This is a genomic window from Marinobacter sp. F4216 (assembly GCF_019931195.1).
In the GTDB taxonomy this organism is placed as follows: Bacteria; Pseudomonadota; Gammaproteobacteria; order Pseudomonadales; family Oleiphilaceae; genus Marinobacter; species Marinobacter suaedae.
On record NZ_JAIOUO010000003.1, the window covers coordinates 370,271 to 384,680 of the forward strand.

The 14,410-nt window shown below is 58.4% G+C and carries 12 protein-coding genes; 6 read left to right on the forward strand and 6 right to left on the reverse strand.

The genetic code is table 11. From position 1 onward, the window contains the following. Nucleotides 1-5 precede the first annotated feature (5 nt). From K8I84_RS07130 to K8I84_RS07140, 3 genes are read right to left on the reverse strand one after another with little or no spacing between them, the layout of a single operon-like run. Nucleotides 6-1,352 (reverse strand): N-acetylmuramoyl-L-alanine amidase, encoded by a 1,347-nt coding sequence (locus tag K8I84_RS07130; protein ID WP_223794047.1) that lies wholly within the window; start codon nucleotides 1,350-1,352, stop codon nucleotides 6-8. Nucleotides 1,353-1,388: 36 nt separating this feature from the next. Continuing rightward, a complete protein-coding gene (gene tsaE / locus K8I84_RS07135; RefSeq protein WP_223794048.1) occupies nucleotides 1,389-1,883 on the reverse strand; it encodes a tRNA (adenosine(37)-N6)-threonylcarbamoyltransferase complex ATPase subunit type 1 TsaE in 495 nt (164 codons plus the stop codon). Beyond that, nucleotides 1,883-3,439, reverse strand: a complete 1,557-nt coding sequence (locus K8I84_RS07140; RefSeq protein ID WP_223794049.1) for an NAD(P)H-hydrate dehydratase — start codon at nucleotides 3,437-3,439, stop codon at nucleotides 1,883-1,885. The genes tsaE and K8I84_RS07140 overlap by 1 nt, the downstream gene beginning before the upstream one ends. A gap of 137 nt (nucleotides 3,440-3,576) precedes the next feature. On the opposite strand from K8I84_RS07140, the gene queG reads away from it, so the two are divergent. Then, a complete protein-coding gene (gene queG, locus K8I84_RS07145; protein ID WP_223794050.1) occupies nucleotides 3,577-4,668 on the forward strand; it encodes a tRNA epoxyqueuosine(34) reductase QueG in 1,092 nt (363 codons plus the stop codon). On the opposite strand, the gene orn is transcribed toward queG, so the two are convergent. After that, nucleotides 4,663-5,205 carry an oligoribonuclease gene (gene orn / locus K8I84_RS07150; RefSeq protein WP_223794051.1) on the reverse strand — a complete coding sequence of 181 codons (543 nt, stop codon included), beginning with the start codon at nucleotides 5,203-5,205 and terminating at the stop codon, nucleotides 4,663-4,665. The genes queG and orn overlap by 6 nt on opposite strands. Before the next feature lie 120 nt (nucleotides 5,206-5,325). On the opposite strand from orn, the gene rsgA reads away from it, so the two are divergent. Both rsgA and asd read left to right on the forward strand, forming a co-directional pair. Then, on the forward strand, nucleotides 5,326-6,381 hold the full coding sequence (gene rsgA / locus K8I84_RS07155; protein WP_223794052.1) for a small ribosomal subunit biogenesis GTPase RsgA: 1,056 nt from the start codon (nucleotides 5,326-5,328) through the stop codon (nucleotides 6,379-6,381). Nucleotides 6,382-6,547: 166 nt separating this feature from the next. After that, nucleotides 6,548-7,402: an archaetidylserine decarboxylase gene (gene asd / locus K8I84_RS07160; RefSeq protein WP_223794053.1), complete on the forward strand. Its 855-nt coding sequence runs from the start codon at nucleotides 6,548-6,550 to the stop codon at nucleotides 7,400-7,402. A gap of 30 nt (nucleotides 7,403-7,432) precedes the next feature. Here the strand turns inward: asd and epmA are convergent, their stop codons facing one another. Next, nucleotides 7,433-8,401, reverse strand: a complete 969-nt coding sequence (epmA, locus tag K8I84_RS07165; protein WP_223794054.1) for an EF-P lysine aminoacylase EpmA — start codon at nucleotides 8,399-8,401, stop codon at nucleotides 7,433-7,435. A gap of 7 nt (nucleotides 8,402-8,408) precedes the next feature. Further along, nucleotides 8,409-8,984 (reverse strand): elongation factor P, encoded by a 576-nt coding sequence (gene efp / locus K8I84_RS07170; protein ID WP_223794055.1) that lies wholly within the window; start codon nucleotides 8,982-8,984, stop codon nucleotides 8,409-8,411. Between the two features lie 45 nt (nucleotides 8,985-9,029). Here efp and epmB point away from each other — a divergent pair, with 45 nt between their 5' ends. The 3 genes from epmB to K8I84_RS07185 all read left to right on the forward strand — a co-directional run bounded on the left by epmB (nucleotide 9,030) and on the right by K8I84_RS07185 (nucleotide 14,377). Next, nucleotides 9,030-10,067, forward strand: a complete 1,038-nt coding sequence (gene epmB, locus K8I84_RS07175; RefSeq protein ID WP_223794056.1) for an EF-P beta-lysylation protein EpmB — start codon at nucleotides 9,030-9,032, stop codon at nucleotides 10,065-10,067. A gap of 229 nt (nucleotides 10,068-10,296) precedes the next feature. Then, complete coding sequence (locus K8I84_RS07180; RefSeq protein WP_223794057.1) at nucleotides 10,297-12,102, forward strand: GTPase; 1,806 nt, start codon at nucleotides 10,297-10,299, stop codon at nucleotides 12,100-12,102. Between the two features lie 190 nt (nucleotides 12,103-12,292). Then, complete coding sequence (locus tag K8I84_RS07185; RefSeq protein ID WP_223794058.1) at nucleotides 12,293-14,377, forward strand: EAL domain-containing protein; 2,085 nt, start codon at nucleotides 12,293-12,295, stop codon at nucleotides 14,375-14,377. Nucleotides 14,378-14,410 lie beyond the last annotated feature (33 nt).

Below are 14,410 nucleotides of genomic sequence, written 5' to 3' on the forward strand. Positions count from 1 at the left end.
CTTACTCAGGAAGCGGGTATACGAATGGTTTGCCCTACCATAACACGGTCGTCTGTCAGGCCGTTAAACTGCATCAGCTCGCTGACCGTGGTCTGGTTTTCCCTGGCTACGCCGGACAAAGTGTCGCCGGCCTTGATCTGGTAATGACTGACGGCCGAACTGCCCCTTTGTTTCTGCCACGCCAGCATGGTTCCCGGCGGCGGTGTTTTCTGGAAGTAGTCTTCAATGCCTTGCATGATCGCTGATGCCAATCGGTCACGATACCACTGGCTGTTCAGATTTTTCTCTTCCTCGGGGTTGGAAATGAAGCCAGCCTCCACAAGGATCGAAGGGATATCCGGAGACTTGAGCACCACGAAGGACGCCTGTTCTACCCGTGGTTTATGCAGCTTGGCCACGCGGCCCAGGTTACCCAGCACCGAGCTGCCCACACCGAGGCTGGCGTTGATACTGGCGGTCATCGACAAGTCCAGTAGCACGCCGGCCAGCATGTCATCCCGACCGTCCAGGGAGACTCCGCCTGTCAGGTCAGAGCGGTTCTCGCTCTGAGCCAGCCAGCGTGCGGTTTCACTGGTTGCACCGCGCTGGGACAGGGCAAATACCGACGCCCCCTTTGGCTGAGGAGTGCGGAAGGCATCAGCGTGCACCGACACGAACAGGTCGGCGTTGTACTTGCGCGCCAGCAGCGTCCGGTTTCGCAGGCCTATGTAATAGTCACCGGTACGGGTCAACTTGGCAGTGTAACCCGGCCGCTTATCAATCAGGGCCGCCAGGGTTTTTGCCATTTGCAGAACAACGTTTTTCTCGCGGGTCCCCTTCGGGCCAATAGCGCCCGGATCTTCACCGCCGTGCCCTGCATCAATTACAACAACAATATCGCGCTGGCCTCCAACGCTCTGTGTCACGGTCGGTTTGGCGGTTTTTTCAAACCTCCGGCCATTCTCGTCGATCAGGTCGACCACAAGCCGGTGGCCATACTGGCCGTTTGGCTCCAGCTGGAAGCTGCGGGGCTTGATGTCGCTTTTCAGGTCCAGCACTACCCGGAGGTCGCTACCGTTTCGGGGCGCACTCCGAATACGCTTGATAGGGCTGCCGGCCAGGTCCAGTGCTTCAAAGTCCGCGCCGAGCTCGGCATTTTTGAGATCAATAACCAGTCGCGAGGGGTTCTGGAGAGAAAAAATATTGTGGGCAACCTTGCCCGCCGTATCCAGCACGAGCCGGGTGTGGTCGGGTGCCGGCCAAAGGCGGACATCGTCCACGCGAGAGCCGGCATGCGCCAGAAAAGACACACTCAGCAGGAGTGCCGATACAGCGCCAAAAAGCGCTCTCGGGATTAATTTTTCCATACTCATACTGCTTTCCCGCCCAACCAGGCAATTGCGCAATCGTTAACTATTGCCGACCAGTTCCAGCCGGTTCAGAAGGTCCGCCCCGTCTTCTGTTCCTGCCCGTAGAACAACGGAACGGCCGTCGCCCTCACGTTCGAAGTGGATCTCGATGTCAGGTTCGGGCAGCAGGCCCTCGCCTCGCTCAGGCCACTCAATAAGGCACACATTGCCGCCTGAGAAATAGTCCCGGATCCCCATGTATTCCAGTTCTTCAGGATCACCAAGACGGTACAAATCAAAGTGATACGCCGGTACCGTGAGGTCTTCGTAGGGCTCCACCAGGGTGTAGGTCGGACTTTTCACCGCGCCCTTGTGCCCCAGCCCACGCATGATACCCCGGCTCATGGTGGTTTTGCCCATACCGAGATCACCGTCCAGAAACAGAGTAAAGCCCCGCTCGGATGCTATCACATGTCGGGCAACTTCCTGCCCAAGCGCTTCGGTTTCTGCCTCATTCTGCAAAAAAAAACGGCGTTCATTGCCGAAAACTGCCATCAATCCTCCCGACTACGGTTCGGCAAGCCCTCCGCTTCACGAAATATGAGCGGCAAGGCGTCAATCACATCACAGGGAATCAATCCCATGTAACCCTTATGTACAGAGGCCCGGTCAGCGGCCGCAAGGTGCACTGAGGCACCCAGTCCCGTTGCCCGCCGAACATCCTGCAATTGGCCGTAGAGCGCCCCTATAATGCCTGACAGGACATCGCCCATGCCACCGGTCGCCAGGCCCGGATTGCTGCCACTGACAATATCAGTCACTCCGTCGGCGGAGGCAACGACCGTGCCGGCACCTTTCAGCAGTACGGTACCGCCGAATTTTTTCTGCAGTGCCCTGGCCGCAGCAAGGCGGTCAGACTCCACCTCGGGCACCGTACATTCGAGCAGCCGCGCAGCCTCGCCCGGGTGAGGAGTCAGGACGTGATTGTCCGCCTGTATCGGAACCCGGGAGGACATCAGGTTCAGGGCATCCGCATCCAGCACCCTCGGTTTATCGCTGGTCACGACCTGATCCAGCATTTGCTGCCCCCAGAAATTAGTACCTATGCCGGGCCCACAAACAACGACCGACGCAGCCTCTAACAGCGGCGGCAACTCCGATCCGTGAATAACCCCCTGGACCATGACCGACGGGCAACGCGCCAGCGCAGCAGGAACATGCTCCGGTCGAGTTGCCAGTGAAACCAGCCCCGCGCCCGCCCGGCTGGCAGCCTCAGCGGCCAGCAATCCTGCCCCACCGAAGCCACGATCTCCGGCAACAATCAAGACATGACCAAAGCGCCCCTTGTGGGCATTGGCCTTACGGGCAGGGAGCCATGGCATGGTGCCCGGCCAGTCAATCCGGTTTGCCAACGGAATTTCACTGCAACCCTCGACAGCCTCTTCCGTATCCAGGGGATCGAACACCACCTGCCCACAACTGGCCGCCCCCTGTCCGGTGAAAAGTCCAAGCTTCAGGCCAATGAACGTGACGGTCATATCCGCCTGGATAACATCGCCAGCCGCCGCCCCGGTTGTCGCATTCAACCCAGAGGGCAGATCAATGGCCAGCACAGGGGCATTGCAGGCATTGGAACGTGCAATCATTCCGGAGAAAGGCTCGCGGGGCGCACCGGATACCCCGGTTCCGAGCATGGCATCCACCAACAGGCCGGCCTCCGAAAACAGACTGGCCAGGTGATCCTCGCCAATGTCATCGAGCTGCTGCACCTGCACACCATCGGCTGCCGCCTTCTGATACGCCCTTAGGGCATCGCCCGCCAGCTTGTCGGTCGGCGCAACGGCAAGGCAATTAACGGTCATGCCATGACGCACCGCATTGGCCGCCACCAGATAACCATCACCGCCGTTATTGCCAGCACCGCACAGCACCAAAACTTTACCTGCGTAGGGCCAGCGCGACACCAGCCGCCGGAACGCGCCGTGGGCCGCACGCTGCATCAGATCGAAGCCGTTTACACCCTGTTCGTCAATGAGATAACGATCTATTTCTCGGACGCCTTCGGCGGAATACAGTGTGTCTGGTAGACTGCTCGTGGCGAAGGGCGGCATAAGGCTCGGATCCCGTTGCAGAAAGCGGATGAAGAAAAAAAGCCAGCTATCTGGAAAGGATAGCAAAACCACCCTAAAGGTCGAAATTGAATCAGATTCACAACAAACCCCATGCGTTACAGTGAGTTGCCCTTGCCATGACAGGCACCACCAGCACCACACCGCCCCTGACCGATTCAGGCGACACACTCGCCGACGTGGCCCGACGCATTCCTGAGTGGGCGCGGGAGCTTGGCTTTTCCAGCGCCGGAATCACCACCCCGGATACGGGCGAGCACGCAGCCCACCTGCAGAACTGGCTGGCAAACGGTTATCAGGGCGAAATGGAGTACATGGGCCACCACGGGGACAAACGGTATACACCCTGCTCACTGGTGCCAGGCACCAAGCGTGTCATTTCTGTTCGCATGGATTACCTGCCCGCCCCGGACAACCCGAAAGAAGTACTCACTGACCGCGAAAAGGCTTATGTGACGCGATACGCCCAGGGTCGGGACTACCACAAGGTGATACGAAAGCGGCTGGCAACCCTGGCCAGTCGCATTGACGAAGCGGTCACCGGCCACAACTATCGCGCCTTTGTCGACAGTGCTCCGGTGCTAGAACGAGCCCTGGCTCAACGCGCCGGACTGGGCTGGATCGGCAAGAACACCATGCTCATCCATCCCAAGGCTGGCTCGTTCTTTTTTCTCGGTGAAATCTTCACCAGCGCCCCCCTGCCCGTTGATCAGCCTTTCGAGACTGAACATTGTGGCAGCTGCTCGGCTTGCCTCGATATCTGCCCGACCCAGGCATTTGTTGGCCCGTACCAACTGGATGGACGGCGCTGCATCAGCTACCTGACCATTGAGCTGAAAGGCAGTATTCCGGAGCAACTCCGACCCCTCATCGGAAACCGCGTGTTCGGCTGTGACGACTGCCAGCTGGTCTGTCCCTGGCAGAAATTCAGCAAGCCCACACAGGAAGCCGATTTCCAGCCACGCCACGGACTGGACAACAGTTCCCTGGCGGAACTGTTCCTGTGGACGGAAGAGCAGTTTTTGAAGCGCACCGAAGGTTCTGCGATTCGGCGCACGGGGTACGAAGGGTGGTTGAGAAATCTGGCGGTGGGCCTGGGCAACGCCCCATTGACCATTCCGGTTATGGAAGCCTTGAAGCGACGGGCGGACCACCCATCAGAGATGGTCCGTGAGCACGTGCAGTGGGCTCTCAGACAGCACGGTTTATAGCTGGAAGAAAGTCCCGCGATAGTGGCGGAGCTCGTTGATGGAATCGCGGATGTCGTCCAGCGCCAGATGACTGCCCTGTTTTTTCACCCCGGCCAGCACATCCGGACGCCAGCGACGCGCCAGCTCCTTGATGGTGGAGACGTCCAGGTTCCGGTAATGGAAGAAGCCCTCCAGCTCTGGCATGTACTTCACCAGAAAACGGCGATCCTGGCCGATGCTGTTGCCGCACAACGGAGACGAACCCGGCTCCACGTGCTGCTGTAAAAACTCCAGTGTCAGGCGTTCGGCTTCCGCTTCTCCGATCGAACTCTCTTTGACCCGCCGGGTCAGGCCACTGGCTCCGTGGGTTCTGGTGCACCACTCATCCATGGCGTCGAGTAGGCTGTCCGGCTGATGCACGGCAATCACCGGCCCCTCCGCCACCAGATTCAAGTGCGAATCCGTGATAATGGTCGCCATCTCAATAATCCGTTCCTGCTCCGGGTCCAGTCCGGTCATTTCCAGATCAATCCAAACCAAGCGATCGCCTTCTGCCATGACTCTTTCCTAACCTTGTGGTTGTCTTGATGATGAAATCAGTAAATTCGCCCCGTATTGTGGCTGATTAACGTATCATGTAACACCTCAACTCCACTGGACAGCGACTCGCGATCCCGAATGGCAAAACGGCGACTGAACAAACAGCAGCAATTCCGCATCAAGAAGATCCAGCAGGAGCGGGCCGAGCGGGCCGCCCGGAAAGAGAAGGCCATCGAGGCACAGGCTGAAGCCGGCGAACTGGGTCCGGAGCAACAAGGGCTGATCATTGCGCACTACGGCCAGCAACTGGATGTTGAAGTGCTGGAGGGTGAGGATCAGGGCACGGTGGTGCGCTGTTTTGTCCGGGCCAACATCGACAGCCTGGTCACAGGCGACAAAGTCATCTGGCGCCCGGGTAAAAACGGAACCGGCGTGATTGTGGCGCGCTGCGACCGCCAGAACCTGCTTCAGCGGCCTGACAACTTCGGAGCTCTGAAACCCGTCGCTGCCAACATCGACCACATCATCCTGGTCATTTCCGTTGAGCCCGAGCCCCACGACAACCTGATCGACCGCTACCTGGTCGCTTCCGAAACGTCGGACATTCCGGCCGTCATCCTGCTCAACAAGACCGACCTGATCAGCGACCGCAATCAGGAGCAGATCGATGCCCTGCTGAGCCGCTACGAAGCGCTCGGGTACGAGGTGGTCCGCACATCCGCGGTGGACGCCGGCGATACCCCGTCACCGGAAGTGCAAGCGCTGGTAAAAGGCCAGACCAGTGTCTTCGTTGGCCAGTCCGGCGTGGGCAAGTCATCCATTATCCAGACGCTAATTCCCGATGAAGCCATCCGGGTGGGCGCGATTTCTGAAAGCACTGGCAAGGGCACACACACCACCACCACCGCGAAACTTTTTCACTTGCCCATTGGCGGTGATCTGATTGATTCTCCGGGGATTCGGGAATTTGGCCTCTGGCACATGACGCCGGATGAAATCGAATACGGGTTCCGGGAAATCCGCGACGAAATCGGCCACTGCAAGTTCCGCAACTGCCGCCACATGGGCGACCCGGGCTGCGCCATCGACGCGGCGGCCGAAGCCGGCAGAATAAGCCCGGAACGCCTGAAAAGTTTCCACCGGATTCTTCAGGACATGGCCGAGCAGCAGGCCCGCGGACTCAAACTGAACTGAACCGGGACTGCCGTTCACCAGCTGAACTCGCCCAGGTCGGCACTGGTTCGGATGCGATGGTTAACTGGCTGCCTCGGATGAGCCATGGTCAGGCCGTGAAACCATTTCTATACATGGACCAGTCTTTGGTAAACTCTCGCGCTCTCGAGCGCAAAGGGTTTTATTAATGCTTAACAAGTTGTTTGTTCTGAGCCAGTACGTTACGCCGCAACTTGCGGTCTCTCGCCTTGCCGGCCGCCTTGCTGACGATGACAGCAACCCGGCGCTCAAGAATCGCGTGATCAAGTGGTTTATCGGCCGCTACGGCGTAGACATGAGCGAAGCGCGGGAACCCGATCCCACCGCTTACCCCAGTTTCAACGCATTCTTTACCCGTGAACTGAAACCCGGCATCCGCCCCATCGCCGAAGGCGAAAAAACCATGGCCTGCCCGGTGGACGGCGCCATCAGCCAGCTGGGCGAGATCACCAACGACCGGGTGTTTCAGGCCAAGGGCCAGTCGTTCGGCCTGACCGAATTGCTCGGCGGTGATGAAAAACGGGCCGAACCCTTCGCCGAAGGCGTGTTTTCAACCATTTACCTCTCCCCGAAGGACTACCACCGCATTCACATGCCGATGGCGGGCAAACTTCGGGAAATGGTTTATATCCCGGGCAAACTGTTCTCGGTGAATCCGGTCACGGCAGAAAACGTACCCAACCTCTTTGCCCGTAATGAGCGTGTTGCCTGCATTTTTGACACCGAGGCCGGCCCCATGGCGATGGTCCTAGTGGGCGCGATGATTGTTGGCAGCGTTGAAACCGTCTGGTCAGGCGTGGTGGCCCCGGGCGATGGCCAGCTTACCGCCACCCGCTATGAAGGCGATGAAGCGAGAAGCTTTGAGAAAGGCGAGGAAATGGGGCGTTTCCGGCTCGGCTCAACGGTAGTCCTGGTGATGCCGAAAGGCTCGGTGAACTGGAACGAAAACCTGTCAGCCGGCGGCAGCGTTCGACTGGGCGAAGCCTTCGGTACCCTCGCGTAACGCCGGAGGCCCGAAGCCGGCGATCCGGAGCTACGCCCGCTCGAAGGGAAACGCCAGTACATCGGCGATATCGCGGGTTCCCAGCTTGAGCATCAATAACCGATCCAGCCCGAGTGCGACGCCAGCGCACTCGGGTATTCCCGCTTCCACAGCAGCCAGAAACGCCTCATCAATCGCCATTTCCGGCTTTCCTGCACGCCTGCGCAACTGATTATCCTGCTCAAAGCGCCGACGCTGCTCGTCCGCATCCACCAGTTCCCAGTAGCCGTTGCACAGCTCGACACCGTCGATATACAGCTCGAACCGGTGCGCCACCGGGTGGCCATCTCGCTCGGACACTCTCGCCAATGCCGCCTGGGACGCCGGATAGTCCACAATAAACTCGGGCACGTCCTGCCCCAACTGAGGCTCCACCGCAAAACTCATGATCAGGTCCAGACAGGCATCCCGCCCCATACCGGCTAGTTGGTCCGGCTCAAGCCAGTGCTCACAGCACCGGCGTAACTCCCGGTCGGAGGCTTCAAAGGGATCAATATGGGCACAGGCCATCACCGCGTCGCGATAGGAAACCGTCCGGGGACGCCGGCAATCGAGCCAGCTACATACCAGATCTGCGACCTCCGCCCTCAGCGCTTCATCATCAAACCCTACCCGATACCATTCCAGCATCGAGAATTCCGGGTTATGACGCTGCCCCCGCTCACCGTCGCGAAATACTCTGGAGACCTGGAAAATCGATCCGGAGCCCGCTGCCAGCAGGCGCTTCATATGATATTCAGGAGAGGTCTGGAGCCAGCCTCCGCGACGCCCAGCGGCCGACACATGAGCACGCACGCCATCCAGATTCAGGTCGCTCACCCCATGGGCGGCAAGCACCGGCGTTTCAACTTCCATGACCTGCCGCTCATCAAAAAAGCCGCGCACAAACTTCAACTGCTGTGCGCGGCTTTTCAGAGCGGCCTGTGAGGCAGAGGGCTGCCAGACAGGTTGAGTCGTCATTGGTGGTTCAGCTGCTCTTCACACGGCTGACGTATTCGCCGGTACGCGTATCCACTTTCAGAACTTCGCCAATGCTGATGAACAGCGGAACGCTTACAACCGCACCGGTGGACAGGGTCGCGGGCTTGGATCCGCCCTGGGCCGTATCCCCTTTCATACCGGGATCGGTATCAACCACTTCCAGCTCCACGAAGTTGGGAGGCGTCACGGAAAGCGGGGCACCGTTATACAGAGTCACCGTGTAGACATCCTGCTCCTTGAGCCACTTGACGTTATCGCCCACCGCCTTGGCATCCGCCGCGAACTGCTCAAAGGAGCCATCCGTCAGCATGAAATGCCAGAACTCACCGTCGGTGTACAGGTACTCCATGTCCTGATCGAGAACATCCGCCGCTTCGAGGGATTCTCCAGACTTGAAGGTACGCTCCCAGACCCGGTTGGTCATCAGGTTACGCAGCTTCACACGATTGAACGCCTGCCCCTTGCCGGGTTTAACAAACTCGTTATCCAGCATGATGCAAGGGTCGCCGTCGAGCAAAACCTTAAGACCACTGCGGAATTCGTTGGTAGAATATGAAGCCATGAAATGTTCACCTGACAGAATGCAGTATATGAATGAAAGGTCGCTATGATACAGCGAACTCCCACCCGTATTGAAGCCCATCCCGCGGAAGACCGCCGAACCTGGCAGCAACTGCTCTCGAACTCCATCACGTCGCCAGCCGACCTGCTGGAGCGGCTGGAGCTCGCACCCGAAACCTGGCTTGAGGGGGCGAAGACCGGGCACAGGCTTTTCGCCGTACGGGTACCGGAACCTTTCCTGGCTCGAATGCGCAAAGGGGACCCCTACGACCCGCTGTTGCGCCAGGTACTCCCTCTGACCGACGAGACCGAATCCGCCGATGGTTTCGTGCAGGATCCACTGGCTGAGAGCGGCGCAATTCAGACCACCGGCCTGATCCGCAAGTATCGCAGCCGGGCGCTGTTGATGGTTACCGGCCAGTGCGCGATCAACTGCCGCTACTGCTTCCGGCGTCATTTCCCCTACGAGGATCAGCGCCTGTCTCCCAGTGACCGTCAAAAAGTGATCGAAACCCTGGGCGACAGCCCGGAAATCAACGAGGTCATCTTCAGCGGCGGCGATCCGCTGGTGGCCAGCGACCGCCTGCTGGCCGACTGGGCCGAAGCCATCACCGGGCTGCCCCACATCAGGCGCCTGCGCCTCCATACCCGGCTACCAGTGGTGATTCCGCAGAGGGTGTGTGACGCCCTGATCGACTGGATTTCCCAAACATCCGTGCGGGTGGTGATGGTGCTGCACATCAACCACCCGGCCGAAATCGATGCCAATGTTCGGGAAGCACTGGCCAGACTTTCAGAGGTGGGGGTTACGCTTCTGAACCAGAGCGTAATACTCAGGGGCATCAACGACAGCGCTGACACCCTTGAGTCTCTCAGCGAGTCTCTGTTTGATGCCGGGGTCCTGCCCTACTACCTGCACGCGTTTGACCCCGTTAGGGGTGCCCACCACTTCGATGTCGAAGACCAACGGGCCCAGGGCCTGATTCAGCAACTGCTTACCCGGCTGCCGGGTTTTCTGGTTCCGCGCCTTGTCCGGGAGATTCCTGGCGAAGAGAGCAAGACACCACTCAACATCAACCTGTGACCTGCAACACACACCGCCCCGGCACCCCAAACGTCAAACATTGTTAAGTGGTGAACCGTTCTCATTTTACGCCTAGTCGACTTCGTGAAAGTCCGGTAACGTTTGATACAAAACAACACACGTATTCACGGCATTTGTCTCAGCAAAACGCCTCAGCACAATTACAATCGCGTGAAAGGCCTGAGCCGTCTTTGAATACTTACCAAGATCCTGATACTGGCGTGAACTAATGGAAGGCACGATTCTGAAACCCGATCTGCGAGTCCCCGAGCAAAAGACGTCCACCCTGTCTTTTTGCGATCACACGCCGAAAGCATTCAGGGACTGGACCGGACAGTTGCCACTCGCCAACATCGGCGAAGCCTCCCGCCAGCTCTACCACGCCATCATTGAGCTGAACCAGCTGTACATCCATCCACAGCAACGGCTGCAGCTGCTGGAACAGATCAGAGGGAAGATTCGCTTCGTCTGCGACGAGCTGTCACGACACTACCTTGGCATGTCCGTGGCCTTGACGGAGAAACAGCGCAAGATTGCCAACCTGTCGCAGGCGCTGCAGATGCATCTGGCCTCTGGCTACAAGCTGTCCGTACTCGAATTACTGGAAGACGGCGGTGTCGACCGTAACCGAAAGCACCTGTCACTGGCCTGCCACCGGGCCATCTCGGAGTTGGCCGCCGGCATCGTTCGCTCTCACCAGCTGTACTGTCCAAGTCCGACCCGCAGCTGGCTCGAATGCCACCGCCTGTTCCGCTTCGCCCTCCGCAACAAGCTGGCCAACACTGAAATAGACGATGACACCTTGCAGCATCGTCGTTCCAGCACCGTGGCAGATGCCTACAAGCGGATCTTGCTGCTTGGCTGCGCCCGACCAAATCAGTTGCGCCAGCCAGAACTGGTGCAGGTATACGAGCTGTTTGAACTCTGGAGCGATTACGCTTCCTGCCAGACTGATGCAACAGATGACAGTCTGTTCGTCATTAACCTGGAGCATGACAACCCGCCCATGTACCGCAGCCTCCTGCAGGCGTCACCCTGTGAGGACAGCATCGGATTCGATAGCCGGAAACTCTCGTCAATGGTTGCGGAGACACTGCATAACCGCCGCAATCATCTGGACGCTGAAGCACCACTGCCAATACCCGCCAGAATTAACGACACCCTGCTAACCCACCTGAGCCAGGCTCTGGGGATTGTTGCAAAACGGAACTTTAACCGTATCGCGTGCCAGGGCACCCTTGAGGTCTGTGTGGGCCTGACCGCTGCCCACTATTTTGTCTCTGGCGAAAAGGTCTTCGGCGACTTCATCGATGGCAACGATTGGGATCTGAAAGACCAGACCAATCCGTTTGTCCGATCGGCTCGGGAAAAGAATGATCCCTGGGCCAACTCACCCGACAGCGCACCTCGTGAAGACATGCTCCACGCAGCCGACACACCTATTAACTTCAAGGGCGCTTCCGGCAGCAATTCCGCCACCTCAAAGGACGACAAGAACCAGCCCCGCGCGCACCACCCGACCCTGATCAACACCAGTCCGGGTGGCTACTGCGTGGTGTGGGAGACCTCCGCCCCATCATCGCTTCAGTCCGGTGAAATCCTCGGTGTCCGAGAACACCATTCCCACCCCTGGAGCATTGCCATGGTGCGCTGGCTCCAGCACACCAAAGGCGAAGGGACCCAGGTCGGCATCGAACTGCTGGCCCCCAGTGCCTCTCCCTGCGGTGTAAAGCTGATCCAGAAAGTGGGAAACAGCTCCGAGTACCTGAGAGGCCTGCTGCTGCCCGAAATCAGCGCCATCAACCAGGCAGCCACACTGGTGACGCCTCGCTTGCCGTTCCAGTCCGGCAGTCGGATTTCCATGCTGTACGATGGCCGGGTAGACGAAGGGGTGCTATCCAATAAAGTCGCATCGTCCGGAAGCATCAGTCAGTTCGAGCTAAAACTGCACAACACCGGCAATCGGAGCATGACCGGAACACAGGTGCCCAGCGCCAGTGAGGACGAGTTCGACTCCCTGTGGCCGTCCCTCTAGACACAAGCAGCAAACCCTCGGCATCGCCGAGGGTTGTTATTGGGAAATATCCCCTGCATCATTCAGCCTAAGTGACTATTTGGCCCATCGATGCTGGTGATCCAGCCATCGCATCCCGGGATTTTCAGCGAACTCCCCCCTGACCACAGGGCCGACTTAGACAACCGTTGTACCACGAGACGCCTAACGAATGCAGAAGAAGAACGCGACCGTACACCTCCTAATTCTCGATCCATCACAGAACGACGCTGAATCGCTCGTCAGCCTGCTCCGGAACTCCGGCAAGGCCACCCGCGCTCACCGCATCACGTCAGAGGAAGACCTTGAAGAAACCCTGAAAGCGGGACAGTGGGACCTGCTTATCGCCCGGGATCTGGACGAAGAATTCTCCGCGGATGACGCGTTGGCGATGATTCGCCGGATGGACAAAGACGTTCCATTCGTTTTACTGACCAATGAATACAGTCACGAACGAACCGTTGAGATCATCAAGGCCGGCGCACAGGATGCACTCCCCGTCGATCAGACCGATCTGCTGGTTCTGGTCGTGAACCGAGAGCTGGCTGCCCTGGAAGAACGCCGCCGCCGTCGACTTCTCGAGTCCCACCTGCGAGAAGCGGAACAGCGCTGTCAGTTGCTGCTAGAAAGCTCCAAGGACGCCATCGCCTACATCAACGATGGCATGCACATATATGCCAACCAGTCGTACATGGAGTTCCTGGGTTACGACGATATCGACGAACTGATCTGCATCCCGGTGCTTGATACCCTGACTCCGGACAGCCAGGGCAAGTACAAGGAGTTCATGAAGTCCTTCGTCGAAAAGGGCGAAGATGGCATGACTATGAATTGCGTTGCCCGCCGCAGTGACGATCACGAGCTGAACGTCACCATGTCAGTATCAGCAGCCACCTACGACGGTGAGACCTGTACCCAGATCGTCCTTCAGCCGGAGCACAGTGACGCCGAACTGGAAGAAAAACTGCGCAAGATCAGTAGCCAGGATCTGCTGACCGGCCTGTACAACCGTCAGTTCCTGATGGACACACTGTCTGAAAACATCGCCAATGCCGCTAAAAGCAGCGAATCCGGCGCACTGGCTTATATCGCACTGGATAATTTCATGAGCATGAAAGGCCAGGTGGGCATTGCCGGTGCAGACCTGCTGCTCGGCGACCTGGCCAACCTGCTCAAGGAACAGGCCGGTGACGAAATGACTCTGGCGCGCCTGAGCGACGATGCCTTTGCCATCATGCATCAGCCGTGCGATGAGAAAACCATGACGGACGTCAGTGAGCGGGTCCGCAAGGCGGTGGAAGACCACCTCTTCGACATCAATGGCCGGACTGTCCAGCTCACTGTGAGCATCGGTATTGCCGCCATCACAGAAAACTCTCCGAAAGCCGAGGAGTTGATGGCCAGGTCCCATACGGCATCGGCCGATGTTCGTAAACAGGCAGGCAAGGAAGAGGGTAACGGCGTACTGGTATACAATCCAGCTGACTACGAAACCCTGGACCAGAGTAATTCGGTCGAAGCTATCCTCAAGGCACTTGAAGACAATCGCTTCCGCTTGCTGTTCCAGCCGATCATCAACCTGCGCGGCGAGGGTGAAGAGCACTACGAGACCTTCGTTCGCATGGTCAACAAGGATGGCGAGGAGGTCTCTCCCTATGACTTCCTGCCACCGACTGGACCGGCCGATACCGCCATCAAGATTGACCGCTGGGTAATCCTGCAAACCATCAAGCAGCTGGCCAGCCATCGTTCGCAGGGACACGATACCCGTCTGTTCCTGAACGTCACGGCAGAAACCCTCCAGGACAAGACCTTCAGCGCCTGGCTCAGCGTGGCCCTGAAAGCAGCCAGACTGCCCGGCGACTCGCTGATTTTCCAGATCCGCGAAGGCGACGCCAACAACTTCCTCAAACAGGCCAAGGAATTCACCAAAAACCTGCAGGAACTGCATTGCAAGATTTCCATTGCCCAGTTTGGCGGCGCCATCAATCCATTCAACACCCTGAAGCACATCGACGCAGACTATGTGAAAATCGATGGATCCTTCACCGAAGAAATCCAGAAGAGCGACGAAGCCAAGGAGCAGTTCAAGGAAATGGTCAAAACCCTGCAGAACAACGGCAAGCTGACCATCATTCCATTGGTGGAGAACGCGGGCGTTCTGGCCACCCTGTGGCAGGCCGGCGTCAACTACATCCAGGGCTATTACCTGCAGGCCCCGGCACCTGAGATGAACTACGACTTCGGCGATCAGTAAATTCGCCAGCCCAACGAAAACGGCGCCCGAAGG

Coding starts and splice junctions, on each gene's coding strand:
- tsaE (WP_223794048.1), bottom strand. CDS start 1,883: ATGGCAGTTTTCGGCAATGAACGCCGTTTTTTTTTGCAGAATGAGGCA.
- epmB (WP_223794056.1), top strand. CDS start 9,030: ATGATACAGCGAACTCCCACCCGTATTGAAGCCCATCCCGCGGAAGAC.
- K8I84_RS07185 (WP_223794058.1), top strand. CDS start 12,293: ATGCAGAAGAAGAACGCGACCGTACACCTCCTAATTCTCGATCCATCA.
- asd (WP_223794053.1), top strand. CDS start 6,548: ATGCTTAACAAGTTGTTTGTTCTGAGCCAGTACGTTACGCCGCAACTT.
- K8I84_RS07180 (WP_223794057.1), top strand. CDS start 10,297: ATGGAAGGCACGATTCTGAAACCCGATCTGCGAGTCCCCGAGCAAAAG.
- K8I84_RS07140 (WP_223794049.1), bottom strand. CDS start 3,439: ATGCCGCCCTTCGCCACGAGCAGTCTACCAGACACACTGTATTCCGCC.
- efp (WP_223794055.1), bottom strand. CDS start 8,984: ATGGCTTCATATTCTACCAACGAATTCCGCAGTGGTCTTAAGGTTTTG.
- rsgA (WP_223794052.1), top strand. CDS start 5,326: ATGGCAAAACGGCGACTGAACAAACAGCAGCAATTCCGCATCAAGAAG.
- epmA (WP_223794054.1), bottom strand. CDS start 8,401: ATGACGACTCAACCTGTCTGGCAGCCCTCTGCCTCACAGGCCGCTCTG.
- orn (WP_223794051.1), bottom strand. CDS start 5,205: ATGGCAGAAGGCGATCGCTTGGTTTGGATTGATCTGGAAATGACCGGA.
- K8I84_RS07130 (WP_223794047.1), bottom strand. CDS start 1,352: ATGAGTATGGAAAAATTAATCCCGAGAGCGCTTTTTGGCGCTGTATCG.
- queG (WP_223794050.1), top strand. CDS start 3,577: ATGACAGGCACCACCAGCACCACACCGCCCCTGACCGATTCAGGCGAC.